The sequence below is a fragment of the Streptomyces sp. NBC_01317 genome, assembly GCF_035961655.1.
Classification (GTDB): domain Bacteria; phylum Actinomycetota; class Actinomycetes; order Streptomycetales; family Streptomycetaceae; genus Streptomyces.
The window spans coordinates 4,919,185-4,945,190 of sequence record NZ_CP108393.1 but is presented as its reverse complement, the minus strand read 5'-3'; the positions used below and the strand labels follow the sequence as shown (position 1 = coordinate 4,945,190).

At 72.0% G+C, this 26,006-nt stretch carries 16 protein-coding genes; 9 read left to right on the top strand and 7 right to left on the bottom strand.

The annotated features are described in order from the left end of the window. Positions 1-855: 855 nt before the first annotated feature. From OG349_RS21380 to OG349_RS21365, 4 genes are all read left to right on the top strand, one after another. The gene (locus tag OG349_RS21380; protein WP_327236131.1) at positions 856-1,599 is read left to right on the top strand and encodes a GOLPH3/VPS74 family protein; all 744 of its coding nucleotides are present in this window, start codon (positions 856-858) and stop codon (positions 1,597-1,599) included. A gap of 390 nt (positions 1,600-1,989) precedes the next feature. Next, on the top strand, positions 1,990-2,847 hold the full coding sequence (locus OG349_RS21375) for a helix-turn-helix domain-containing protein (protein WP_327238653.1): 858 nt from the start codon (positions 1,990-1,992) through the stop codon (positions 2,845-2,847). Between the two features lie 293 nt (positions 2,848-3,140). Beyond that, positions 3,141-3,350, top strand: a complete 210-nt coding sequence (locus OG349_RS21370) for a DUF397 domain-containing protein (RefSeq protein WP_327236130.1) — start codon at positions 3,141-3,143, stop codon at positions 3,348-3,350. Between the two features lie 468 nt (positions 3,351-3,818). Next, positions 3,819-5,414, top strand: a complete 1,596-nt coding sequence (locus OG349_RS21365; protein WP_327236129.1) for a sodium:solute symporter family protein — start codon at positions 3,819-3,821, stop codon at positions 5,412-5,414. Between the two features lie 90 nt (positions 5,415-5,504). Here the strand turns inward: OG349_RS21365 and OG349_RS21360 are convergent, their stop codons facing one another. The 4 genes from OG349_RS21360 to OG349_RS21345 all read right to left on the bottom strand — a co-directional run bounded on the left by OG349_RS21360 (position 5,505) and on the right by OG349_RS21345 (position 14,257). Continuing rightward, positions 5,505-6,623 carry an ADP-ribosylglycohydrolase family protein gene (locus OG349_RS21360; protein WP_327236128.1) on the bottom strand — a complete coding sequence of 373 codons (1,119 nt, stop codon included), beginning with the start codon at positions 6,621-6,623 and terminating at the stop codon, positions 5,505-5,507. Positions 6,624-6,733: 110 nt separating this feature from the next. Next, positions 6,734-9,259, bottom strand: coding sequence for a tetratricopeptide repeat protein (locus tag OG349_RS21355; RefSeq protein ID WP_327236127.1), 2,526 nt, complete (start codon positions 9,257-9,259; stop codon positions 6,734-6,736). Positions 9,260-9,383: 124 nt separating this feature from the next. Continuing rightward, complete coding sequence (locus OG349_RS21350) at positions 9,384-11,483, bottom strand: LamG-like jellyroll fold domain-containing protein (protein ID WP_327236126.1); 2,100 nt, start codon at positions 11,481-11,483, stop codon at positions 9,384-9,386. Between the two features lie 83 nt (positions 11,484-11,566). Continuing rightward, on the bottom strand, positions 11,567-14,257 hold the full coding sequence (locus tag OG349_RS21345; RefSeq protein WP_327236125.1) for a bifunctional FO biosynthesis protein CofGH: 2,691 nt from the start codon (positions 14,255-14,257) through the stop codon (positions 11,567-11,569). 307 nt (positions 14,258-14,564) lie between these two features. Between OG349_RS21345 and OG349_RS21340 the strand changes: the two genes are divergently transcribed. From OG349_RS21340 to OG349_RS21320, 5 genes are all read left to right on the top strand, one after another. Further along, entirely contained in the window at positions 14,565-15,347 is a 783-nt protein-coding gene (locus tag OG349_RS21340) for an SGNH/GDSL hydrolase family protein (protein ID WP_327236124.1), read from the top strand. A gap of 237 nt (positions 15,348-15,584) precedes the next feature. Next, a complete protein-coding gene (locus tag OG349_RS21335) occupies positions 15,585-17,162 on the top strand; it encodes a CehA/McbA family metallohydrolase (RefSeq protein ID WP_327238652.1) in 1,578 nt (525 codons plus the stop codon). A 47-nt stretch (positions 17,163-17,209) separates the two neighbouring features. After that, the gene (locus OG349_RS21330; RefSeq protein ID WP_327236123.1) at positions 17,210-18,061 is read left to right on the top strand and encodes a hypothetical protein; all 852 of its coding nucleotides are present in this window, start codon (positions 17,210-17,212) and stop codon (positions 18,059-18,061) included. A 289-nt stretch (positions 18,062-18,350) separates the two neighbouring features. After that, positions 18,351-21,320, top strand: coding sequence for an AfsR/SARP family transcriptional regulator (locus OG349_RS21325; RefSeq protein WP_327236122.1), 2,970 nt, complete (start codon positions 18,351-18,353; stop codon positions 21,318-21,320). 213 nt (positions 21,321-21,533) lie between these two features. After that, the gene (locus OG349_RS21320; RefSeq protein ID WP_327236121.1) at positions 21,534-21,746 is read left to right on the top strand and encodes a hypothetical protein; all 213 of its coding nucleotides are present in this window, start codon (positions 21,534-21,536) and stop codon (positions 21,744-21,746) included. A 160-nt stretch (positions 21,747-21,906) separates the two neighbouring features. Here the strand turns inward: OG349_RS21320 and OG349_RS21315 are convergent, their stop codons facing one another. The 3 genes from OG349_RS21315 to OG349_RS21305 all read right to left on the bottom strand — a co-directional run bounded on the left by OG349_RS21315 (position 21,907) and on the right by OG349_RS21305 (position 26,000). Beyond that, the gene (locus tag OG349_RS21315) at positions 21,907-22,452 is read right to left on the bottom strand and encodes a hypothetical protein (protein ID WP_327236120.1); all 546 of its coding nucleotides are present in this window, start codon (positions 22,450-22,452) and stop codon (positions 21,907-21,909) included. Between the two features lie 44 nt (positions 22,453-22,496). Continuing rightward, a complete protein-coding gene (locus OG349_RS21310; protein WP_327236119.1) occupies positions 22,497-24,953 on the bottom strand; it encodes an outer membrane protein assembly factor BamB family protein in 2,457 nt (818 codons plus the stop codon). A gap of 138 nt (positions 24,954-25,091) precedes the next feature. After that, positions 25,092-26,000 carry a VOC family protein gene (locus OG349_RS21305; RefSeq protein WP_327236118.1) on the bottom strand — a complete coding sequence of 303 codons (909 nt, stop codon included), beginning with the start codon at positions 25,998-26,000 and terminating at the stop codon, positions 25,092-25,094. Positions 26,001-26,006: the final 6 nt, after the last annotated feature.

Here is a 26,006-nt window from a genome sequence, read left to right as displayed (position 1 = left end):
GGCCCTTCGGAGCTTCGCCCTGCGGGAGATGACCCTCCGGCGCCCGCCCGTCGAGGGCTTCGCCCTGCGGGACCTGGCTCCCCGGAACCTGTCCCGGCGACGGCCGGTCCTCGGACGCCCGGCCCTTGAGAGCCGCGCCATCCGGGAGCCGGTCCTCCGGCACCCCGCCGTCGGACGCGTCGCCCTGCGAAGCCCGGTCACCCTCGGACGCCCCGGCCTCAGGAGCCGAGTCCTGCGGAGCCCTGCCCTCGGATCCCCCGCCCTCCGGGACCCTGTCCTGCCCAACCTGATCCCGCGGAGCCCGGTCGCCCTCCGCCGCACCGGCCCCAGAGGCCCGGTCCCCCGGAGCCCCGCGCTTCGGGATCCGTACCCCTCGGGTCTCCGGGACCTCCCGGACACGCGGTGTCTCCCGGGCGTCCGGTGTCTCCCGGGCCGACGCGGCCTCGCGCGTCTCCGGAGCGGGCTCCCCGGTCCTCCGGGCCCCCTCGCGGTCCAGCTCTCCGGTCACCGTCCGCAGCACCTTCGTCGCGCCGTCCGCGGGGGTCTCGGGCGCGGCTTCGCGGAAGACCGCCAGGCGCGGGTCCCGTTCGCCCGGAGTCGTCTCCCCCGACGACTTCTGCTGCTCCGACTTGCCGGGGGACTCGCCCGCCACCGCGTCTCCTTCATGTCTCATACGGCACCTCGCGCGACGCGCCGTACTGTCCGAACCATCTACGAGTTTCCTGTCCGGAACCGCTGTCCCGGTGCTAGACGAGAACGACATACATAACGGTTCCCGCACAAAGCACCCAGGCACTCTCGACAGACCATTGTGAGAGGGGTCACCCTGTCATTCATCCACGCGGGGAGGCATGGATGGGCAAGAGCCGCAGAACAATTCCGGAGGAGCTTCTGCTTCTCGCTCTGGACCCGGCCACGGGTACCACAGCGCAGCCGCAGTCGCTCGACCTCGGCCTGGCCGGGGCACAGCTAGTAGAGCTGGCTCTGGCAGGACGGATAGCCCCCGATGGGGATCGTATCGCCGTGGTGATGCCACGGCCGACCGGAGATCCGACTCTGGACTCCGCACTGGAACTGCTGCGCAGACGCGGCAGCCCGGTTCGGGCTGTCCATTGGATTGGCGGGCCCCGCCTGGGGCTGCGCCAGACTTACCTCTCGCACCTGGAGCGGTGCGGCATGGTGCATGCCGTTTCGACCCAGATGTGTGGAGTGCTGCCGACGACTCGCTACCAGGCGACGGAGACGGCGATCAGCCGGGAGATCAGGGCCCGGCTGGACAGTGCGATCCGCACCGGCGTACCGCCGGACCCGCGGACCGCGGCGCTCGCCGCGCTGGCCCACGCGGTCGGACTCGGCAAGCACCTGTACCCCGGGAACGAGGGGCGCTCGTCGCGCTCCCGCCTCCGGGACCTGATCAGACACGACCCCATGGGCGGTCTTGTGGCGCACGCCGTCATGGACGTCCAGAACGGTGCGGGCGCTCAATCGCACCGCGGCCAGCCGGAACGGAGCGCGCAGGGCGCTCCCGCCGGACGGCCGGGGGGCGTGCCGATGCAGCCGCATCACGTGAGTGGCATGGCTCGCGTCGCAGCGCACTGACCGTCGTACGTACGGACAGTCGTACGGACAGTCGCGCTGACAGTCGCGCGCCCGCGCCACACCACGCGGGTCGGTAACGCCGCACCTGTTGTTCCGTCTTGACCGCACCGCCGCAGAACCGCACCACCACGCAATCCGCCGCACCGTCGTCCCCAGACCCGGTTCGGGAGCCGCACAGGACACGCGGGGCAGACCTGACTCCAGGGCTGCCCCGCGTGTTGCGTTCCGGGCACCCGCCCACGCCTGTGGCCCTCCGGCGCCGCCCCCGCGCGGAAACCGGCGTATTCGTCTCTGTGGCCGTTTTCCCGCGCAGTTGGGACCTTTGGTGGCAGTCTGCTGAGCAGTAGATACGTACAGCTATCAGCTATGCAGCCGGAGGTGCAGTTTCCCGTGGCGCCCAACGTCAACCCCACCGTCAGGCGACGCCGATTGGGACAGGAGCTTCGACGGCTCCGTGAGCTCAAGGGCATGACGGCCGAGGAGGTGGCGGAACGCCTGTTGGTCTCCCAGTCGAAGATCAGCCGTCTGGAGAACGGCCGCCGCTCCATCAGCCAGCGCGACGTCCGCGACCTGTGCGGCGTGTACGAGGTCGAGGACACCCGCATCGTCGACTCGCTGATGCAGATGGCCAAGGACTCCCGCCAGCAGGGCTGGTGGCACGCCTTCGGCGACATCCCGTACAGCGTGTACATCGGCCTGGAGACCGACGCGGCCTCGCTGCGCGTGTACGAGCCCCAGGTGGTCCCCGGGCTGCTCCAGACCCGCCGGTACGCCGAGGCGCTCATCAACGGCGCGCTGCCCGAGTCCGCGGCCGGCGACGTCGAGAAGCGGGTGGGGGTACGGATCCGCCGCCAGGACCGCGTCACCACCACTGAGGAACCGTTGCGCCTGTGGGCCGTCGTGGACGAGGCGGCACTGCGCCGGGTCGTCGGCGACCGCCAACTGATGCGAGAGCAGCTCGAATACCTCGTGGAGCAGTCCCAACTCCCGCATGTGACCGTGCAGGTGCTGCCGTTCGACATGGGCGCGCATCCCGGCATCTCGGGTCACTACGCGATTCTCGAATTCCCGGACGCGTCCGACTCCAGCGTGGTCTATATCGAGGGCGTGACGAGCGACCTCTATCTGGAGAAGGCGAATGACGTGCAGCGGTACAGCGTGATGTACGAGCATTTGCGCGCGCAGGCCCTGAACGTCGACCAGACACGGCAGTTCATCGCGGAAATCGCCAAGGAATACGCCCGCTGAGGCGGTCGGGGGGCGGCGGCCGCGCGCCGGCCGCCCCCCGGCACCGCTTCCGGCATCACTTCCCAGCAGCTTCCCAGCAACTTCCCCGCAGCTTCCCAAATGTCTCGTACGTCCATTTCCCCGCCGGGGTGAGGGCACGCTACACCTCAACCGCCCCAACGCGGAAGGCTGCCCTCCGATATGCCATCCGGATGAGTGAACGCCCGTCCCGCCCATCGAGGCGGACGAGTAGCGTCGATCATGCCAGCAGGAAGTTGGCGTGATGTTCCACCACTTGCTGAACCGGAGCGAACATGGCAATTCTTCAGGGCGCTACGGACACGTGGACGAAGTCCTCGTATTCCGGCGGTAACGGCGCTTGCGTCGAGGTCAAATCACCCGAGGTCCAGTCCATCGCCGTACGGGATTCAAAGGCACCCGAGGGTCCCTCGATCTCCTTCGTCCCCGCATCGTGGAATTCCTTCGTCCAGGAAATGAGCAGGGGCGCGTTCGACATCGGCTGATCGCGGCCGCGTTCGCACCCCCCTTCGCACCCCAAGGTGAGAGCCCTCTCGACCGGTCCGCCGTCCTGGCCGAGGGGGCTCGGCCATGCCCCAGCGCCTTACCGCCTCACTTCCCCACTCCCTCACCCGACCGCACGGGACCCGCATCCCGGCGGTCGTCTTTTTTTGCCTCCGAACGACCGGACGCTTCGAACGTCGGCCTCATCGACCTCTTCGAACTCTGACGAAGTGCTCGCTCATCGTGTGGTCGTCGTCACGTTCACGACAACGCCCCGTAGAGTCAAGAACAAGTAAAATCGTTCGGCTTTCTGATCCATGTTCACATTTATGACCTCGGGAGGCCTTGACCCGCCGCCGCGCCAAGCGGTTCAATCCCCGAAGTCCCCGCTCCCGCACGGGGCCACCGCTGATCCGGACGTACTGACGAAGAGCATCGACGTTCACAAGGCGGACCCCTGGAGGGGGCACATGAACAGCCTCGACTGGATCGTGCTCATCGCATACTTCGGTGTGATGGTCGCGATCGGCATCTGGTCGCACAAGCGCGTGGACAACGTCAGCGACTTCTTCACCGCCGGCGGCAAGATGCCGTGGTGGCTGTCCGGCATCTCGCACCACATGTCCGGCTACAGCGCGGTGATGTTCACCGGCTACGCGGGCATCGCGTACGTCTACGGCGTCACGTCCTTCGTGACCTGGTCCCTGCCCATCGCCATCGGCATCGGGATCGGCTCGAAGCTCTTCGCGCCACGCCTCAACCGGCTGCGCTCGCGGCTGCACGTCGCCTCGCCGCTGGAGTACCTCAAGAACCGGTACGACGTGAAGACGCAGCAGGCGCTCGCCTGGTCGGGTCTGCTGCTGAAGATCGTGGACGTGGGCGCCAAGTGGGCCGCCATCGCCACCCTGCTCTCCGTCTTCACCGGACTCTCCCTCAACCAGGGCATCCTCATCACCGGTGTCATCACGGGCATCTACTGCACGGTCGGCGGCCTGTGGGCGGACGCGCTCACCGAGCTGGGCCAGTTCATCATCCAGCTCTTCGCCGGGATCGCGATGCTCATCGCCGTCATGGGCAAGCTCGGCGGCTTCAGTTCGCTGTGGACGGTGTGGGACAAGCTCCCCGACGGGCACGCGGACCCGGTGGCGGGCCCGTACACCGTGACGTTCCTGCTGGCGTTCCTCTTCATCAAGACCTTCGAGTACAACGGCGGCATGTGGAACCAGGCGCAGCGCTACATGGCGACCGCCAACGCCCGTGAGGCCACCCGCTCGGCGCGGCTGTCCTCCATCCTGTGGCTGGTCTGGCCGCTGGTCCTGTTCTTCCCGATGTGGTGCGCCCCGCTGCTCGTGAAGGCGCAGAAGCCGGACGCCTCGGACTCGTACGCCCTCATGGTCGAGCAGCTGCTGCCGCACGGGCTGCTGGGCCTGGTCATCGTCGGGTTCTTCTCGCACACCATGGCGATGTGCTCCTCCGACGCGAACGCCATCTCGGCCGTCTTCACCCGCGACATCGCGCCCGCCCTCTCCAAGGCGGCGCGCGGCTGGTCGGAGCGGGCAGGGCTGGCGGCGGCGCGGCTGTCGACGATCTCGTTCCTGGCGCTGTCCATGGCGATCGCCACCCAGGTCAACTCGCCGACGTTCAAGGACATCATCACCGTGGTCATCAAGTGGGTGGCCGGCCTGATGGGTCCGATCGCGATCCCGTTCATGCTGGGTATGCTCAAGACCTTCCGCAGGTCGGGTCCGACGGCGGCGCTGGTCAGCTGGGCGTTCGGCCTGCTGGCCTTCTGGCTGGTGAACTACCCGATCAACTGGAACGTCGACGGCGGGGTGCCGCTCCAGTACCAGGTGTCGGTCCCGCTGGCCGTCTCGCTGGTGCTGTACATCGTGATCGGCTTCCTCAAGCCCGAGGACACCCCGGAGCGCGATGTGCTGCTGGCGCGGATCAACGGCCAGGGAGACGGGGACGGTTCGGGCCTGACGGCGGCGTCGCTGAACCTGCCGGGGCAGGCGGAGCCGCGGGACGCGAAGGTGGTGGGCGGGAAGGCGTCGTCGGACGGCTGACCGCTGGCCCGGCGGTCGCGTACATGAGTACGTGAGCGCCGGGCGGGCTTCGGTTCGTTCCAGGCCCGTCCGGCGCTCCGTACGCCTCGTTCAGCCCCTCGGGTAGCGCGCCAGCCAGCCGGACACCGCGACCGTCGGGCTGTGCAGGGCGGGCCCCTGCGTCATCTCCATCGCGAAGTCGTCGGCGAGTTCGAGGAGGGTCGGCCGGCCCTCCAGCTCCGCCAGCCAGGCCGGCGGCAGCGCCGTCTCCCCGTGCAGGGTCCCGAGCAGCGCCCCGCACAGCGTGCCGGTGGCGCCGGACGGGCCGTCGTGGTTGACGGCGAGGCGCAGCCCGTGGCGGATGTCCTCACCGACGAGCGCGCAGTACACGGCGACGGCCAACGCGTCCTCGGCGGCGCGTCCTTCGCCGAGTTCGGCGATACGGTCAGGACCCGGAATGCCCTGTCGTACGGCGCCGAGCGCCGCCTGGAGGGCCTGGGACACCGGTTCGTGCCCCGGGCGCGGGCCGAGCAGCAGCAGGGCTCGCGCCACGGACGCCTCCAGCGCCTCCCCCCGGGCCAGACCGTGCACGATCACGGCGAAGGCACCGGCGGAGAGGTACGCGGTGGGATGGCCGTGCGTCTGCGCGGCGCACTCCACGGCGAGCTGGCACACCAACTGCGGCTCCCACCCCACGAGCAGGCCGAACGGCGCGGACCGTACGAGCGCCCCCGCGTCCCTCGCGGTGGGGTTCTTGGGCTTGTCGAGCGTGCCCATGACGGTGTCGCCGAACCCGGTCAGGCACGAGATGGTCGGGTCGCGGCGTACGTACAGCCACTCCTCCTGCGCGAGCCAGCCGTTGTCCTTGCGGCGGAGGTCCGGCCCCCAGTCGCGCTGTGTGGCCGCCCAGCGCAGGTGCGCGCGGTGCACGTCGGTCGGCGGGTGCCAGGCGCCGGTGTCCCTGCGGACCTGGGCGCGGATCAGTCCGTCCACGGTGAAGAGGGTCAGCTGGGTGGCGGCGGTGATCGCACCGCGGCGGCCGTACGCGCGTACGTAGTCGACCACGGCGTCCGAGCCGTGCACGCCCCGGATCTCGTCGAGCGTGAGTCCCGCGACGCCCGCCCCGAGCGCGTCCCCGACGGCACCACCGAGCAGACAGCCCCGTACCCGGCTGCGAAAGTCCTGCTGCTCCGCGCGCCCCCAGACGGCGGCTCCGGACGGTGTGCTCACGCGCCCCTCTCCCTTCGCCGCGCCTCGCGCCGCACCTCTCGGCGGCTCGGTGCGCAGCACTGTAATCGAACGGGGACGGGGGGTGGCGGCGCGGGCGGAAGCGGCGTGATCTAGACGCTGTCTTGTCGGTGATGCCGGGCTCGTGAGAGTGCGGCGGCCGATTCCGCGCGTATCTGTTCCCGGTATTCGATGGCCCACGCGTAGTCGGGGCGCAGCGCGATCGCGCCGTCCAGGTCCGTCAGTGCCTCGGCGACGCGGTGCAGGCGGTGGCGGGTGGCTCCGCGGCCGGCGAGGGCCGAGGGGTGGGTGGGGTTGAGCGTCAGGGCGCGGGTCAGTTCGCGGTCCGCTTCCTCGTAGCGGCCCGCGAGGCGGTGGATGTCGCCCCGCTCCGACGCGATCCAGTCGCTGTCCGGCGCGATCTCCGCCGCCCGGTCCAGGTCGGCGACGGCCCGGTCGTGCTCACCCAGGGCGCAGAACAACCGCCCCCTGCGCACCAGCGCCCACAGGTAGCGGCCGTCCAGGGCCACCGCGCGGTCGAGGTCGGCGAGGGCCTCGGTGTGGCGTCCCAGGCGGTGCAGGGCGCTGCCGCGGACCGCCGTCGCGTACGCGTCCCCCGGCGCGGCCTCGATCGCCCGGTCCAGCAGGGCCACCGCCTCCTCGTACCGTCCCGCCGCGCGCAGCGTCTCACCCCAGGCCCGGAGGATCTCGGGGGTGTCCGGGGCCAGTTGGCCGGCGCGGCGGAAGTCGGCGAGGGCCGCCGGGGTGTCGCCGCGCCCGCGGTGGGTGACGGCCCGGTCGAGGTACGCCTCGTACCGGCCGGGGACGAGGGCGAGCGACCGGTCGAGGTCGGCGAGCGCCGGCTCGTACCGGCCCTCGGCGCTCAGGACCCGGCCGCGTATCCGGTGCGCGACCGCGCGGCCCGCCGTGTCCAGGGCGCTGCCGTCCAGGAGGAGGCCGAGGGTGGTCCGTACGCCCGTCCCTACGCCTGCGTCGTCTTCGTCGAGCGCGGCGCCGAGCCGCCGGCCCCACTCCCGTACCACCGCGTCGTCCGTGTCCTCCCCCGCCTCCGCCAGCGCCAGCGCGCAGCGCCGTGCCGCGCCCACGCTCTCGCGGCAGGCCTCCGCCACGTCGCGCAGGGCGGCGGCGAGGGCCGTCCCCGGGTTCGCGCAGAGGGAGTGGTACGTCTCTTCCAGGCGCAGCGCGCGCCAACGGCCGCTCTCCCAGCGGTCGTCCGCGCGCGGGCCCGTCTCCTCCTCTTCCCGCCAGGCGGCGAAGCGGCGGGCGAGCGCGGTGTGGCGGGCGCTCCAGCCGCGCGGCGAGCGGGTTCTGCGCAGGCGGAGCATGGGGGCGCGGACGACGTCGTGGTAGCGGAGTCCGGCGGCATGCGCGGTGGTCTTCGCGCTGGCCTTCGCGCTGGTCTTCGCGCTGGTCTTCTCCGTGACGAAGGGCAGGGCGCGGAGCCAGTCGTACAGTCCCGCCGCGTCCTCCCCCGCGTCCTCCCCCGCCTCCGCCTCCTCCACCACCGCCAGGAACACGTCCTCGTCCAGTCCGCGCGGCAGCGCGCACTCCAGGGCGACGCGCCTCCGCAGCGGATCCCGCTCCCACTTGAGGAAACGGTCGACGGCGGTCGCGCTCGGGTCGCCGACGTCGTCCGGGTCGGCGGGGCGGTTCTGGGCGAGGGTCGAGACGAGGACGGGCAGTCCGCCGGAGAGCCGCAGCACCTCCGCCACCACCGTCTCCTCCGTGACGGACCTCGCCGCGAGGAGCCTGCGTGTCTCGTCCTCGGTGAAGGGGTCGAGGCGTACGTCCGTCATGAAGTCGGCGAAGCCGTCCCACAGAGTGGTGTCGAACGGTTGCCGGCCGGCGAGGGTCACGACGACCTGGAGGGGGAGCTTCCCGTACCGCTCGGTCGTCATCAGGTCGTGCAACCAGCCGCCCAGGAAGGGTGCGGTGCGTTCGTACGTGTCGAAGAAGAGCGTGATCCAGGGGACTTGGCGGAGGACCTCCGTCAACTCCCCGACCAGGACGGGCGTCAGGACCTGGTCCGGGGTCAGGACGAGCCGTACGTCGTCGGGGTTGCGGAACCGCGCGCTGAGCGCGGCCCGCAGCCGGTCGGCCCCCTCGGCGAGGTGGGCGGTGTCCAGCACTCCGGCGAAGGCCCCGACGACGGGGACCATGCCGAGGCCGATGGTCCCGGCGGTGGCGAGGGCGGTGCCGGCGGCGGAGGGCGGCGGGCGGCGCTCCTCATTGCCCGTCTCCCCCGTCTCCGCCGTCTCCGCCGGATCGGCGAGCGAGGCGGACTCCGCCTCGTGGCGGCGTTGCCGGTACGTCTCCAGGAGCCGGTCGAGCCGCTTGAACGGGTGCCCCTGGCGGGCGAATTCGGCACTGAGGGCGGCCAGGGCCTCGGGCACGCTGTTGGCGGCCTCGTCCACGTACGCGGTCAGCGCGTCGCACTCGCGCGCGGTCTTCTCCCACTCCCGGACGAGCGAGGTCTTGCCGACGCCGGCGATGCCGTGGACGTGGAAGAGGAAGCGGTGGGCCTCGTCGTCGGGGGCGAGGCCCAAGTTGTCACGGAAGGCGCCCAGTTCGGCCCGCCGCCCGACAAACCGCTGCCGCCGCCGGATCAACTCGGCCATGGACACCTGCCCATGCCCACTCCCCCGCCCCTGCTCCCGCCCCGCCATACGCCTCGGCCCCTCCCCGTCACGGTCGCTCCAGTGTGGCAGCCGGGCGGGGAGGGGCCGAGGGACCCGAGGGGGGTCAGCAGAAACAGGGTTCGTGGCCGAAGCCCACTCCGGGCAGGTCCCTCGCCGAGAGCGTTCCGGAGAAGACCCTCACCTCGTCCACGGCGCCGTGCAGGTACTCGCCCCACCCGTCGGCGGTACGACCACGTCCGACCTGGAGGGGGCCCGTGCTCTTCCACGCGTGGTCGAAGGTGACGAGGGAATCGCCCTGGCCGCCCTCGCCGTCCACGTACAGACGGAGCTCTTCGAAGACCTCGTCGTGGACGACGGCCACGGTGTGCCCGATCCCCTGTCCGCCGTCCGCCATGGCGAACCGGCTCAGAACGGTCTCCTCCGCGCCCTGTTCGTCGGCGTGGGACATGACCAGTTGGAGCTGCGACGTCGACGGTTCGTAGCGGACCTTGAAGGCGTCCGTGTTCGTCCCGCCCTGGGACAGCACGGTCATCGGGCGGTCCGGCTCACTGTCGGCCAGGCGGAACACGGCGGCGACGGTGAAGCTCTCGTCCGTGCCGACCACGGGTCGGTCCGTCGCGGCGAAGCCGGTGACACCGTCCAGTTCCAGGTGGCCGCGGCCCACGAGGGCGTCGAAGGGGCTGCTGTAGATCGAGGTGCCGGGTCCCAGGACCAGCGGCGCCCCGCCGTGAGTGTCCTGGGCGAGGCCGTCCGACGCGCTCTCCAGCGCCCAGTGCCCGAGCTCCTTGGCCTTGCGCAGGGGGAGCGCCGTCACCTCCTCCGGGACCACGACCCGGTCGAAGACCCGGACGTCACCGATCTCGCCCTGCCAGCGCTCCCGGTAGCCGTCGGCGCCGCGTGCCCTGCCGATCTGGAACGCTCCGGGGCTCGCGACGGCGGTCGCCCGCTGTTCCGTACCGACGTCCCGGCCGTTGACGGTGAGCCGCAGCAGGCCGGTCTCGGCGTCGTACTGACCCAGTACGTAGTTCCACTCGCCGGCGTCCGGGTCGCCGCCCGACACGCGGGCACCGCCGAAGGCGAACGACCACACCGGCGCGCCGTCCTCGACACGTGATCCGAGGGTGAACCCGGGTGCCGCGCCCGCGTCCTGGCTGGCGATCGTCCGGGTGCCCTCCAGCTGACCGGACCGCACCCAGGCGCCCACGGCGAAGGTCTTCGTGGTGTCGATCACTGATGCGTCCGGAGTGAGGAAGCCGTGGCCCGAACCGTCCAACCGGACCACCGAGGTGAGGGGCGTACCGGACGGCCCGGTGGCTCCGAAGGTGACCCCGGTCCCCGCGCGGGCGGCGGGGCCGGTCACGGCGGACGCGGCGGTGGAGCCCGCCGCGTCGGCCAGCGTCCATCGCGCGACGGGGGCGTCCGGGCCGTTCACCTTGAAGGAGAAGGTGGTGCGGTCGCTACCGTTTCCGGCGCGGTCGTACGCCTGCACACTCAGCGTGTTGACACCCCACTTCAGCGGAAGGTGGCGGATCGCCACCGGGCCACCGGGCACGTCCGGCCGGACGGTGACCGGCACGCCGCCGATGAAGTGGTACATGTACGAGACGACCTCGTCCGAGGGCGAGTCGACGGTGAACGTCGCGTACCGGCCCGCCCCGCCCGAGGCCACCGTGTCGTCAGGGAAGTCGGGAGCCACCACCACGGGCTTCTCGGGTGGTGTCCTGTCGTACACGAACTCGCAGGCCGGGCCGTCGCCTTCGTCGCTCCAAGGGGAGAGGGCCCTACCGTCGTCCGCGCGGACCCGCCACGAGATCACCGTCTCCGCGGGAATGTCCGACGGGAACCGCAGGGTCCAGAAGTCGCCGGAGCGTTTTCCCGGGGTCGTGTAGGTCTTGCGCTGCTCCACACCCGAGTCGTCCCGCCACCACAACTCGAACTGCGCGCTCAGGGTGTCGGGCAGGGTCTGGCCCTGCCCCAGTTGGTCATACAGAGTGGCCCTGACCGTCGGAGCGACCCGCACAACGGGCCTGTCCACGCCCTCGGCGCACTCCTTGCCCTCGGTGAGCAGATCCGCCGCCACCGGCTGCCTCGGCGGCAGATTCTCGGCAGCCGTCGCCGCCACCGCCCCGCCGTGTCCCGCCACCACCGCCGCGACGGCGAGTGCCGCCGTCGCGAGGCGTCTTCGGCCTGCGTGCCTGGTCATGTGCTGTCCCTCCCCTTCGGCCGCCGGGTCTCGACGGGCCGAAGGGGACACTAACAACGAGCACTGGCACAACCCACCGGTTTTCAGACCTCGTTCGGCACCAGCGGCAGCAGTTCCGGCAAGTGGCCGTCCGAGGCCTTCGCCGCCGCCACCCGCTCCTCCGGGACCTCGCCGTACAGCGTCGTCCTCGGGCGGGACGGGCGGCCCGCCGCGTCGGCGATGGCGATCAGGTCCTTGACCGAGCGGTACGAGCCGTAACTGGAGCCCGCCATGCGGGAGATGGTCTCCTCCATCAGCGTGCCGCCCAGGTCGTTCGCGCCGGAGCGGAGCATCTCCGCCGCGCCCTCCGTGCCCAGCTTCACCCAGCTCGTCTGGATGTTGGTGATGTGGGGGTGCAGGAGGAGGCGGGCCATCGCCATCACCGCGCGGTTGTCGCGGTCCGTCGGGCCGGGGCGGGCGATGCCGGCCAGGTAGACGGGGGCGTTGGTGTGGATGAAGGGCAGGGTCACGAACTCCGTGAAGCCGCCCGTCTCCTGCTGGATGCGGGACAGGGTGCGGAAGTGGCCCAGCCAGTGGCGCGGCTGGTCGACATGCCCGTACATCATCGTGGAGCTGGAGCGGATGCCCAGCTCGTGCGCCGTTTTGACGACCTCGATCCACGTGGCCGTCGGCAGTTTGCCCTTGGTGAGGATCCAGCGCACCTCGTCGTCCAGGATCTCCGCCGCCGTACCGGGGATCGAGTCAAGTCCCGCTTCCTTCGCCGCCGTCAGCCACTCGCGGATCGAAAGGCCCGTGCGCGAGGCGCCGTTGACGACCTCCATCGGGGAGAACGCGTGGACGTGCATGCCCGGGACGCGCTTCTTCACCGCGCGCGCGATGTCGAAGTACGCCGTCCCCGGCAGGTCCGGGTGGATGCCGCCCTGCATGCAGACCTCCACCGCGCCCACCTCCCACGCCTGTTCGGCGCGGTCGGCGACCTGGTCGAGGGAGAGGGTGTACGCGTCGGCGTCCGTACGGCGCTGGGCGAAGGCGCAGAAACGGCAGCCCGTGTAGCAGACGTTGGTGAAGTTGATGTTGCGCGTGACGATGTACGTGACGTCGTCGCCGACCACGTCCCGGCGCAGCGCGTCGGCGATACGGGTCAGCGCGTCCAGCGCCGGACCGTCCGCGTGCAGCAGCGCCAGCGCCTCGTCGTCGGTCAGCTTCGTCGGGTCCGAAGCCGCCTGGCTGAGGGCCTGCTTCACGTCCGCGTCGATGCGCGACGGCACCATGCCGGGCGCGGCGGCCTCGCGCAGTTCCTCCCAGTCGCCGTAGACATGGTCGAAGTCGTCACGGCGGTCGGACGTCCGGCCCTCCGTGTCGATCGTGTGGTGCAGATCCGTACGGCCGGAGGCGGTGAAGCCCTCGTCCGGCTCCTGCCAGGGGATGCCGGCCGGGGTGACGTCCTCGCGCGCCAACCCCGTCTCCGGGTCGGACAGCGCCCGGACATGCGGCATCAGCCGGGGGTCCAGCCACGGCTCGCCCCGCTGGAGGAACTCCGGGTAGATGGTGAGCCGTTCACGCAGGACGAACCCGGCGGCGGCGGTCCGCTCGGACAGTTCGTCCACCATCGGCCACGGGCGCTCGGGGTTCACGTGGTCGGGGGTGAGCGGCGAGACACCGCCCCAGTCGTCGATGCCCGCGCCGATCATCAGCGCGTACTCGCGGTCGACCAGGTTCGGCGGCGCCTGCACGCGCGCCGACGGGCCCATGATGTGCCGGGTCACGGCGATCGCGGCGGCCAGTTCGTACAGATCGGCGTCCGGCATCCCGCGCATGGCCGTGTCCGGCTTGGCGCGGAAGTTCTGGATGATGAACTCCTGGAGGCCGTGGTAGGCCCGGCTGGTCTTGCGCAGCGCGAACAGCGCCTCGGCGCGCTCCTCGTACGTCTCCCCGATGCCGATCAGAATCCCGCTGGTGAAGGGGACGTTGGAGCGGCCCGCGTCCTCCAGCACCCGCAGCCGCACGGCCGGCTCCTTGTCGGGCGAGCCGTGGTGCGGGCCGCCCGGCTCGCTCCACAGCCGGGTCGCGGTGGTCTCCAGCATCATGCCCATCGACGGCGCGACCGGCTTGAGCCGCTGGAGGTCGGTCCACGTCATGACCCCGGGGTTGAGGTGGGGCAGCAGCCCCGTCTCCTCCAGGACGCGGATGGCCATGGCCCGTACGTACGCGAGGGTGTCGTCGTACCCCTCGGCCTCCAGCCACTCCCGCGCCTCCGGCCACCGGTCCTCGGGCCGGTCGCCGAGCGTGAACAGCGCTTCCTTGCAGCCCATTTCGGCGCCGCGCCGGGCGATGGCCAGGACCTCGTCGGGCGAGACGAACATGCCGTGCCCGGCACGGCGCAGCTTGCCGGGCACGGTCACGAACGTGCAGTAGTGGCACTTGTCGCGGCACAGCCGGGTCAGCGGGATGAAGACCTTGCGGGAGTACGTGATGATCCCGGGGCGGCCGACCGCCTCCAGTCCGGCGTCCCGGACGCGGGCGGCCGAGGCGCAGAGGTCGGCGAGGTCGTCGCCGCGCGCCTGGAGGAGGACGGCGGCCTCGCCGACGTCCAGCGCGACGCCGTCCCGGGCCCGTTTCAGCGCCCGTCGCATGGAGTTGGCCGTGGGGGTGGCGGGGGCGGTGGGGGCACTGGGAGTGGTGGGGGCTTCGGCGGTCGGCGCGTCGGCCCGGGTGTCGGCCTGCGCTGCGGTCGGTCGTCCGGCCCTGGGCTGATCAGGCGCGTGCGTCGTCATCCTTCGAGGATACGTACGCCCGCGTGAAAGGGCCGGGGCCTCCGTCCGGACAACCGGGGCGGGTACGGAAGCGGGTACGGAGGGGGCTACCGAAGCGGGTACGGAGGCGGGTGGACGTGCCGCGAGGCTTGCGCGACCTCCGGACCCGCAGTAGAAGACAACCAAGATCTCACCTGCGGGGGACATGGCCCGGCCGACCCCCACGGCACACCCCGCGCGCGAGTGACCCGCCCCCACTCAGGGCGGTACGGACCCCTGTCCGCTCATTTCCCCTCGTCCCCCCACACGCTGTACCTGAGGAGTTCTGATGCGTTCTCTTTCCCCTGCCCTTTCGCGGACCACTCCGCCGACCACCTCGCCGACCACTCCGGCAGCCGGTGCGCCCGCGCGGCGCCGCCGCCGCAGGACCGCCCTGCTGGGCGCGGCGGTGACCGCGGCCTTCGTCGCCGGCCTCATGGCCCCCGCGTCCGCGTCCGCCGAGTCCAACGGCGGTCTGCGGATCATGCCGCTCGGCGACTCGATCACCGCCGGCTCCAACATCGCGGGCGCCTACCGCAACCGCCTGTGGGAGCGCGCGGCGGCCGACAAGCGCCTGGTCGACTTCGTCGGTACGCAGTACCACGGGCCCACCTCGCTCCCCGACCGCGACAACGAGGGCCACTCCGGCTTCCGTATCGACCAGATCGACGCCCAGGTCGTCGACTGGGCGAAGCGCGCGAATCCCCGTACGGTCCTGCTGCACATCGGCACGAACGACATGACGCAGAACTACGACCTCGCCGGGGCGCCGGCCCGGCTGTCCGCCCTGATCGACCACCTCACGGCCGCCGCGCCGAACGCGGACGTCTTCGTCGCGAGCATCATCCCCTTCACCAACCCGGGGGTGGAGGCGCGGGGCAAGGCGTACAACGCGGCGATTCCCGGCATCGTGAACCAGTGGGCGCAGAAGGGCCGCCGCGTCCACTTCGTCGACATGCACAGCGCCCTCACGGCCGCCGACCTCGCGGACGGGGTGCATCCCACGGCGACCGGGTACGCCAAGATGGCGGACCGCTGGTACACGACGTTGCGGACGGGGCCCTGGATCTGACGGCCGCGTAGCCCTTGGCGCTTAGCAAAGCAGCACCACGGCCGCGCCACCGACCACCGGGCCGGGCGGCGCGGCCGTTCGCGGATACGTGTCCTGCCGCGCACCGATCCTCCGCCGCCTGCCCGCCATCCGCCCATCCCCCTCCCTTGCCCACCGGTTCACGGCCGGCCCCCAGACTTCACGGGCACGATCTCGCGACCGCTTGTGTCCTTCTCGACCGCCGGGGGAATCGCCGCCATGCAGCTGGACGACACAGACACCAATGCCCACACCGACTCCGACAACACGCCGGACCGACGGACGCTCCTGATGACGGGAGCCGCCGCCGCGCTTACGTTGAGTACCGTGAGTTTCGCGAGCCCAGCCTCCGCCGACGGCAACAACGACGACCCCCTGACCGGCGACGACGTCCCCCACGTCACCAGAACCGTGCGCGGCACCCTCCCGCCCGGCTCCCCCGACTTCGTCTACCTCCCGGTGGAGATCCCGCGCGGCGTCCGCGAGATCCACGTCTCGTACGCGTACGAGCGCCCGGCCGTCCCGCCGGGCACCCAGGGCAACGCCCTCGACATCGGCATCTTCGACGAGCGCGGCACGGCTCTCGGCGGCCGGGGCTTCCGGGGCTGGTCGGGCGGCGCCCGCACCGAGTTCTTCCTCCGCGCCGACGACGCCACCCCCGGCTACCTCCCCGGTCCGGTACTGGCCGGCACCTGGAACATCGCGCTGGCCCCGTACACCGTCTCCCCGCAGGGTCTGGCGTACGAGGTCACCCTCACGCTCAGCCTCGGCGCGCCCGGCACCACCCCCGCCCCCAGCTACCCGCCGCGCCGGGCGAAGGGGCGGGGCCGGGCCTGGTACCGGGGCGACTGCCACCTCCACTCCGTGCACTCCGACGGCCGCCGCACCCCGGCCGAGATCGCCGCGCTCGCCCGTACGGCCGGCCTCGACTTCATCAACACCAGCGAGCACAACACGTCCGCCGGGCACCGCGCGTGGGACGGCCTGTGGGGCGACGACCTGCTGATCCTCACCGGCGAGGAGGTCACGACGCGCAACGGCCACGTCCTGGCGATCGGGATGGACGCCGGTACGTTCGTCGACTGGCGCTACCGGGCCCGCGACAACCGCTTCGGGCACTACGCCCGCGAGATCCGCCGCGCGGACGGTCTGGTCGTCCCGGCGCACCCGCACGCGACCTGCATCGGCTGCAACTGGAAGTTCGGCCTCGGCGACGCGGACGCGGTGGAGGTGTGGAACGGCCCGTACACGGTGGACGACGAGGTGTCCCTGGCGGACTGGGACAACACCCTTGTCGTGGCGGCCCGTTCAGACCATTCAGCCATGGCCTGGACCCCGGCGATGGGCAACAGCGACGCCCACCGCGACCCGGACGCGATCGGCACCCCGCAGACGGTGGTCCTCGCCGAGGACCTGACCCGCGAGGCGATCCTCGCGGGCATCCGCGCGGGCCACAGCTACGTCGCCGAATCGGCCCGCGTCTCCCTGACGTTCACCGCCTCGGGCGGCCGGGGCGCCCACGCGGGCATCGGCGAGCGGCTGCGCGTGGCGGACGACGCCCCGGTGACGGTACGGCTGGAGGTCACCGGCGCCCCGGGCTGCACCGCCCACTTCGTCACCGACCAGGGCACGCTCCACACCACGACGCTCCCGGCCTCGGGAACCGGCACGGCGGAGTGGCGCACGACACCCGCGTACGCCACGTACGTCCGCGCGGAGGTCCGCCACCCGGCCACGATCCCGGGCCTGCCGGGCCCGCTGGCTGCCTTCACGAACCCGGTGTTCCTGGGCGACTAGCGGAGCCGGGGCCGACCCCGTACCCACCGCCCGCTAGCATCCCGATCATGACAAGTCGGGGGTGGTGGCGGACGGTTGCCGTGACAGTGGTGGCGGTGCTGGCGGCGGTCTGCGTCTCCGGCTCGGAGCCCCCGGACGTCATCCGCACGGCGTCGGACCTCGGCCCCCTGCCGTCCGACCGCTACGACTACACGCCGGAGGACTACCAACGGGAGAAGCGGGCCTCGGGGTTGCTGGTCCGGCGGTGCATGGCGGCCCGCGGCCACCAGGACTTCCCGCTCGACCCGCGGTATCCCAGCGACCCCCAAGTGGCCACCCTCACCGCGGTCAGCACCGAATACGGCCTTCTCGACCTCGACGCCGCCCGTCGCTGGGGCTACGGCTGGGATCCGGCGCGGCAGCGGTCCGACCTGCCGAGGGGCCGCCGCATGACCGCCGCCGAGTACGCGGACTGGCCCGCGTGCAACGCCGAGGCGGGCCGACCGCTCATGCGCGGGGTCGACATCAAGCGGGACTGGCTCTACGCGAACACGCGGACGACCGGGATCAACAAGGCCGTCAAGGGCGACCCGCGGCTCCGCGCGGCCTGGGACGTGTGGTCCCGCTGCCTTGCGGAGCAGGGATTCGGCACGTACGCCGACCCCGTCGCGGCGTACACGGACGACGCCTGGCAGCGGGACAACGAGGGGAACACCCGTCATACGCGGCGGGAACGGGCCACCGCCGTCGCGGACGTCACCTGCAAGCGCCGCCACCACACGGCCGAACTCTGGCGCGACGCGAAGGAACGGGCGCAGGCCGCGGACATCGCACGGCATCGCGACCGCTACACCGCCGGGCTGCACGCGCTGCGCACGTACCGGGCCAACGTCTCCGAAGTGCTGCGGAAGCTCGGTTAGGGCCTGACCTCGCCCTATCGGAGCCGACGGTACGGAAAATGACGCAGGCGCCGGCGTCGCCCCGCTCGGCGGTATCGGCGGTATCGCTCACCTTCCAGTCCCGGCCCGGACACGATCCTGTTGAAGCCTTGTGCAGACCGGTCCTCCCTGCTGACGCGCCCACCTCCGACAAGGCAGACTGTCGAAGGCAATAGGCGATATCGGAAGTAGCGATACCGGTGGGGCGATACCGCGAAAGCCTCACCGGCGGCGGTGATACGGCAGCGGCAGGAGCGGGGGGCAGGGAGCCATGGACCGTGACGGCGGGCCGCGTGGAGCGGATCAGCGGGCCCAGGTGACGCCCGGTGGGACGGATGAGGCCGGCGAGGCAGGCGGCGCTCTTCGGTTCAGCCTGCTCGGGCCCGTCCGTGCCTGGCTCGGGAGTGAGGCCCTGCCCACCGGGTCGCCGCAGCAACGCGCCCTGCTGGCCGCCCTCCTGCTCCGCGAGGGCCGTACCGCCACCGCCGGGGAGCTGATCGACGCCCTCTGGGGTGACGACCCCCCGTCGCAGGCGCTCGCCGCCGTACGGACGTACGCCTCCCGCCTCCGCAAGGTGCTGCCCGGCGGGGTGCTGGTCAGCGAGTCCGGTGGATACGCCCTGCGTGCCAGACCCGACGCCCTCGACCTCGGTCTCGCCCAGGAGTTGGCGGCCGACGCGGAGAAGTCGCGGGCCGCCGGGGACCGTTCGCAGGCGCGGGCGCTCCTCAACAAGTCGCTCGGGCTGTGGGACGGGGAAGCTCTCGCCTCCGTACCGGGGCCGTACGCCGAGACGCAGCGCACCCGGCTGGAGGAGTGGCGGCTCCAACTCACCGAGACCCGGCTCGACCTGGACCTGGAGCTGGGCTGCCACGCCGAGGCCGTCTCCGAGCTGACCGCCCTCACCGCCGCGCATCCCCTGCGGGAGCGGCTGCGCGAACTGCTGATGCTGGCGCTGTACCGCAGCGGACGGCAGGCCGAGGCGCTCGCCGTCTACGCCGACACCCGCCGCCTGCTCGCCGACGAACTGGGCGTCGACCCCCGGCCCGAACTCGCCAAGCTCCAGCAGCGGATCCTCCGGGCGGACGCGGAGCTGGCCCGCCCGGTGGAGGAGCCCGCGCCCGTCCACACCGTCATGCGCCCCGCGCAACTGCCCGCGAACGTGCCGGACTTCACCGGTCGCGCCTCCTTCGTACGGGAGCTGGGCGACCGGCTCGCCGCCGCCGACGGGTCCGTGATGGCGGTCTCCGCGCTGGCCGGCATCGGCGGGGTCGGCAAGACGACCCTCGCCGTCCACCTGGCGCACGAGGCCCGGCCGCACTTCCCCGACGGCCAGTTGTACGTGGATCTCATGGGCGCCGGGCCCCGGGCGGCCGAACCGGAGACCGTACTGGGCGCTTTCCTGCGGGCGCTGGGCACGCCCGACACCGCCATCCCGGACACGCTGGAGGAGCGGTCCGCGCTCTACCGGTCGACGCTGGACGGCCGCCGCATCCTCGTCCTCCTGGACAACGCGCGCGACGCCGCGCAGATCCGGCCGCTGCTGCCCGGGACGACGGGCTGCGCGGCGCTCGTCACCAGCCGGGTCCGGATGGTCGACCTGGCGGGCGCGCACCTGGTCGACCTGGACGTGATGTCGCCGGAGGAGGCGCTCCAGCTGTTCATCCGCATAGTCGGCGAGGAGCGGGTGAACTCGGAGCGCAAGGCGGCGCTGGACGTCGTCGGCGCGTGCGGGTTCCTTCCGCTGGCGATCCGGATCGCGGCGTCACGGCTGGCGGCCCGCCGCACGTGGACGGTGTCCGTCCTGGCCGCGAAACTCGCCGACGAGCGGCGGCGGCTGGACGAACTCCAGGCCGGCGACCTGGCGGTCAAGGCCACGTTCGAACTGGGCTACGGGCAGCTGGAGCCGGCGCAGGCGCGCGCGTTCCGGCTGCTGGGGCTGGTGGACGGCCCGGACATCTCGCTGGCCGCCGCCGCTGCCGTACTGGACCTGCCGCCGCACGCGGCGGAGGACGTCCTGGAGTCGCTGGTCGACACGTCCCTCGTGGAGTCCGCCGCGCCGGGCCGCTACCGCTACCACGACCTCGTACGGCTCTACGCGCGTGCGTGCGCCGAACGCGACGAACACCCCCCGGCCGGGCGGGAGGCGGCACTGTCACGGCTGCTGGACTTCTACCTGGCGACGGCGGCGAAGGTCTACGCGATCGAGCGGCCCGGCGACCGGCTGGTGGACCACCTGGAGCCGACGGCGTACGAGGGCCTGTCGTTCGACGACCGGCACGACGCGCTCGACTGGCTGTACGCGGAGGCGGACTGCCTCCTGGCCTCCGTACGGCAGTCCACCGGACCCGGCGTGCTGCGCCGGGCCGTCGATCTCCTCTGGGCGGCCAAGGACTTGGGCGAGTCGGGCGCCAACTCCAAGCAGTACGAGTCCTCGGCTCTCGCGGTCCTGGAGGCGGCCAGGGCCGCCGACGACGCGCGGGCCGAGGGGCGCGCGCGGACGGCGCTGACCAACGTGCACCTGGTGGCCGGGCGTTTCAACGAGGCCGACGAGGAGGCCAGGCTCGCCATGCTGCTGGCGGACAAGGCCCGGGACCCGCTGCCCAGTTGCTGGGCGCCCAACGACCGCGGCATCATCGCGATCTACCAGGAGCGGCCCGCCGAGGGGGAGGGCTTCCTGCTCCAGGCGATCGAGAACTTCCGCGCCGACAACAACCTCGTCGGCGAGGCGAGCGCGCTGTGCAACCTCTCGCGCATCCACCTGTCGCTCGGCCGGACCTCCAGCGCGATCGAACTGGCCCAGCAGGGCATCGACATCTACGACGACATGGGGCTGACGCTGCGCCTGGCGAACGGCCGGTACGCCCTGGGCATCGCCCTGACCCAGGCCAACCGCCTGGCCGAGGCGCTCGACCAACTCACCGAGGCGCTGGAGCTGTTCCGCGACAACCGCCAGCCGTTGTGGGAGGGCGTGACCCATTTCCGCCTGGCCGAGGTCCACCTGGTCGCCCGCCGCCCCACGCTCGCCGCGTCCCACGCCGAACAGGCCATCGCGCTGCGGGGCATCGGCGGCGAGTGGCGGCGCGGGACGGTGCTGACCGTGCTCGGCAAGGCGCTCGACAGCATCGGCCAGTCGGGCCGGGCCCGCGCCTGCTGGCGGGAGGCGCTGGACATCTACGAGCGGCTCGGCTCCCCCGAGGCGGAGGAGACCCGGAGCCTTCTCACGCCCCTCGCGGCGGCGTGAGGTCAAGATCACTGGGCTCGTTCATCGTTCGTTTATCGGCGCACGGCAGTCTTACGCCCATCGAACCGTCGCGTCGGGGGGCAGACGGTCGATGGGGGGGAAGCCGGGCCACTTCTGCGGAACGGCTACGGGAGCCCGACCGACAGTCCCCGGGGGAATTGTCGGTCGGGCGTCCTTGATCATGTATCAAGACAGATAGGGGAGTTGACGACGATGAGCGACGTTACGAAGCCTGCCAAGAAGCCTGTGGACGGCCTGAAGCCACTCGACAACCACGCGTCGGGCGCGGAGGTGGGCGGCACGACCACCACGCCGAAGCCGCAGCCGGTCGCCGCGGGCGACATCGCCACGCTCGACAACCACGCCTCGGGTGAAGAGATCACCACGATGGACAACCACGCGTCCTCCCCGCCGCCGAAGCCGTGAGCTGAACGACCACGACGGGGGAGGAGCGGCCGCGGCGGCGCGGAGGGGGAGCCGCCGCGGCCGCTTCTTGCACGACGCTTCTTGCACAGCGTTTCTTGCACGGCGCTTCACATACGACGGCCGAGGGGCCGGGCGGGTCGCCCGGCCCCTCAGTCATGCCTCAGCTCGCGACGCGTGCCGTCGCCGCGCAGTCGGTGACGTTCCTGACCACCTTCGGGCTCTCCATGCGGACCCGTACCGTCGTGGACTCGCCGCTGTCCAGGGTGACTTCGGTGTCCGCGTTGTCCAGTACGGCGCCCGTCGCGCCCCGGAAGTCCACGTCGACCTCGTAGGTCGCGGTGGTGCCGGTCGGGGCCTGGACCCGTACCGTCGCGTACGTGACGGCCTTCCGCTTGCCCTTGGCCTTGCGGACGCAGGTGACCACCTCGGCCACGACGTCGCTTCCCGAGGTCGCCCCGGCGGTCGGGGCGCTCGTGTACGAGTCGCCCGACGAGTAGTCCGCGTCGGTGCCGGAGTCCGAGTCGTAGTCCGAGTCGGATCCGTTGTACGAAGAACCGTTGCTCTTCTTGGAGTTGGAGCAGCCTCCCCCGCCGCCGCCCGACCCCTTGCTCTTGCCGCTCTTGCTTCCGTGGCCCGACGAGAAGCCCGTCAGAGCCAGGACCACCGCGACCAGCACCGCCGCGAATTTCAGACGTCGACGTATCAAGTCCGTTTCTCTCCCCCGTTGTCGCTCATGGATCGACACCGACGCTACCGCGCCCCGCCACCCCCGCGCCCGGTGGCCGTCCCCTTCACCGCGTCCAGCGCGTACACGCAGCGGTCCTTGCTGCACGCGTACACCACACCCCGCCGCGCCACCGGCGACCCGGTGATCTCGCCGCCCGTCGCCAGCTTCCAGCGCAGCTGGCCGCCGCTCGCGTCCAGCGTGTACAGCACGTGGTCCGCCGAGCCGAAGTGGAGTCGGCCGTCGGCGACGACCGGAGCTCCGATCACCTCGCCGCCCGCCGCGAACCGCCACTTGGGCGTGCCCGTCACCGCGTCGAGCGTGTAGAGCGCGCTGCCGCTGCCGACGTGGACGTTGCCGTCCGCCACCAGCACCGGCTCGATGGACTGGCGGGACTCCGTGGCGATGCGCCAGCGGTCCTTGCCGTTCGCGGCGTCGAGCGCGTACACCGTACCGAGGTAGTCCGCGAGGTACACCCCGCCGCCCGTCACCGCGGGCCCCGGCGCGAAGGCCGGGGGCGAGAGGAAGACCGCGGGGGCCTCGAAGTGCCAGTGGACCCGGCCGCTGACGATGTCGATCGCGAGCACGCGCGTCCCTGCGGAGACGTACAGCCGCCCGTCCGGCGCGGGCCTGACCCGTACCGGCACACCCCCGCAGGACGCGGCGTCGCCGACGGGGTACGACCAGCGCTCCGCGCCGGAGCGCGCGTCGAGCGCCCGCAGCCGGGCGTCCTGCCACACGTACACCGTGTCGTCGAAGACGGCCGGACCGGCCTCCGGCGTCTCGAAGTCCGTCTGGGCACCGGACGTCTCCCACAGCTTCTGCCCGCCGGCCGCGTCCCAGGCCTGTACGCCGCCCCCGCGCGTGCCGGTGACGACCGTGCCCCGGTCGACCTTGAGGGAGTACACCCAGGCGTCGGTCTGGAGGCGCCAGCGCTCGCTGCCGTCCTGGCCGTCGAGGGCGTACAGCGTCGGCCCGTCCGAGGCGTGGATACGGCCCCCGGCCACGGCCATCGCCCAGGCCACGTCCCGTGTCTTGAACTGCCGGCGCCCGCTGCCCACGTCCAGCGCGTGGACCTCGAACGACGTCACGTACAGCAGATCGCCGTCGACGACGGGGGTGCCCCAGACGTCGTTCGACATCCGGAACCGCCAGGGGCGCCAGCGCCCCGGCGCGCCGTCCGGCGCCTGCGCGGGCGCCGGGACCGGCGGGACGACCGGGCTGGTGACGCTCTCCGCGCCGGCGACGGTGAGGCCGGCGGGCGGGCGGATCCAGCCGGTGGCGGGGCCCGCTTCGGCGGCCACCGCGCCGCGCGCGTCCGCGACCCGGGGGCCCGGCCCGATCGGCACGGGCGAGCCCGCGAGCCGTACCGGACCGGCGGCGGCCGGGGACTGCGGAGACTGAGGGGACTGCGGCGACTGCCCCGCCGGGAAGGACGCGGGCGGGGCCGGGCGGGTCCCGCCACCGCCGCGCGGGTCGTTGCCCTGGCGCCGGGCGGACTGCCACTCCGGGTGGTGCGGCGGACGGGGCGGCGGGGGCGGCAGCACGGGCGCCGGAGGCCGTACCGCCGGTACGGGAGCGGGGCCGCGCCCGCCCGCCCTCCGGCGCTCGATCATGGCCGTGGCGAGATCCGGCAGCCACGCGGACGCCGTACCGCTGTCGTCGCTGCCCGAGGCGAAGAGGTGCGGCGCCAGCTGGGCCTGGAGGTCGGCGGGCGAGGGGCGGCGGGTGGCGTCCATCTGCATGCAGGAGTCGATGAGGGGTCTCAGCTCGTCCGGCAGGCCCTCCAGGTCCGGGCCCTCGCGCAGCAGCATGAAGACCGTCTCGACCGGATTGCCGCCGTGGTAGGGCGCGTGCCCGGTCGCGGCGAAGACGAGGGTCGAGCCGAGCGAGAAGATGTCGCTGGCGCCCGTGACACTGCGTGAGTCCCTGGCCTGCTCGGGCGACATGTACGCGGGGGTGCCGACGGCGACGTTGGTCATGGTCAGCCGGGTGTTGGAGACACCGGAGGCGATCCCGAAGTCGATGACGCGCGGGCCGTCCTCCACCACCAGGACGTTGGAGGGCTTCATGTCACGGTGGACCAGATTGGCGCCGTGGATGGACTGGAGCGCCTCGGCGATCCCCGCCGCCAGCCAGCGCACCGCCTGGGCCGGCATCGGACCGCACTCATTCACTATTTCTTCCAGCGAGGGCGCCGGTACGTAGGCGGTGGCCAGCCAGGGCACGGCGGCCCGGGGGTCGGCGTCCACGACGGCGGCGGTGTAGAACCCGCTGACGGCGCGGGCGGCCTCCACCTCACGCGTGAAGCGGACCCGGAACAGCTGGTCCTCGGCAAGTTCGGTACGGACCGTCTTGATCGCGACCCGGCGTCCCGATGCCGAACGCGCGAGATAGACCAGCCCCATGCCGCCGGCACCGAGCCGTCCCAGCACCTCGAAAGGGCCGATACGCCTCGGGTCGTGCTGCGTCAGCTGCTCCACTTGCCTGCCACCTCCCCGTACGGGCCACAAAGGTACGGCCCCGTGCCCCCTGATTCTTCCTGTCGGAGGCATCGGTTGCGAACCCGGGGGCGGATCGGAGTGTCCTACCGCGATCCGGACACCACGTGTGCCCCGCGCTTACGCCGATTGCTCCGCTTCCTCGTCGCTCTCCGCGCTCTCTTCGCTTTCCTGCGTCCCCGCCCCGGGGTCCGGCTTCTCTTCCGGTTCCTCCAGTACGGCGAAGGACGCGCCCTGGTTGTCGTTGAACACCGCCATCCGCCCGTACTCGATGTCGAACGGCGGGGCCGTCACCCGGCCGCCGAGCCGGACGACGGCGGCGGCCGTCGCGTCGCAGTCGGCCACCGCGAAGTAGCTGAGGAAGTGGCCCGGCATCTCCACCGGGAAGGCGTCGGTGATCACGCTGCGGCCGCCGATCGCGGTGTCCGGGCCCGGTTCCGTACCGGCCGGGGACCACATGCGGAAGTCCACCGCGTCGTCGGACACGTCCGTGCCCCGGAAGCCGAAGACGGTCTCGTAGAAGGGGTCCACGCTCGCCTTGTCGCGGGTGTAGACCTCGGTCCAGCAGAAGGATCCCGGCAGGCCCTTCTTCTCGAAGCCCGTGTTGTCCCCCGTCTGCCAGAGGCCGAAGACGGCGCCGGCCGGGTCCGCCGCCAGCGCCACGACGCCGAGCACGCCCAGCGACATCGGCTCGCGCACCATCTGGCCGCCCGCGGCCGTGATCGTACGGCTGAGGGCGGCGGCGTCGGGGGTGGCGAAGTAGACGCCCCAGACGGTCGGCATGCGGCCGTCGCGCTTGGCGGTGAGGCCGGCCACGCGCTTCCCGTCGCTGAAGGCTTCCGCGTAGCGCCCGGGGGCGGGAGTGCCTTCGCCGCCGCCGCCTTCGCCACTGCCGCCACTGCCGCCGCCTTCGTCACCGTCGTCGCCGAAGGTCCAGCCGAACAGCTCTCCGTAGAAGCGCTTGCCCGCCTCCAGGTCGGGAAGCGACACATCCACCCAGCACGGCGTGCCTTCCGCGAATGCGGCCATGAGCCA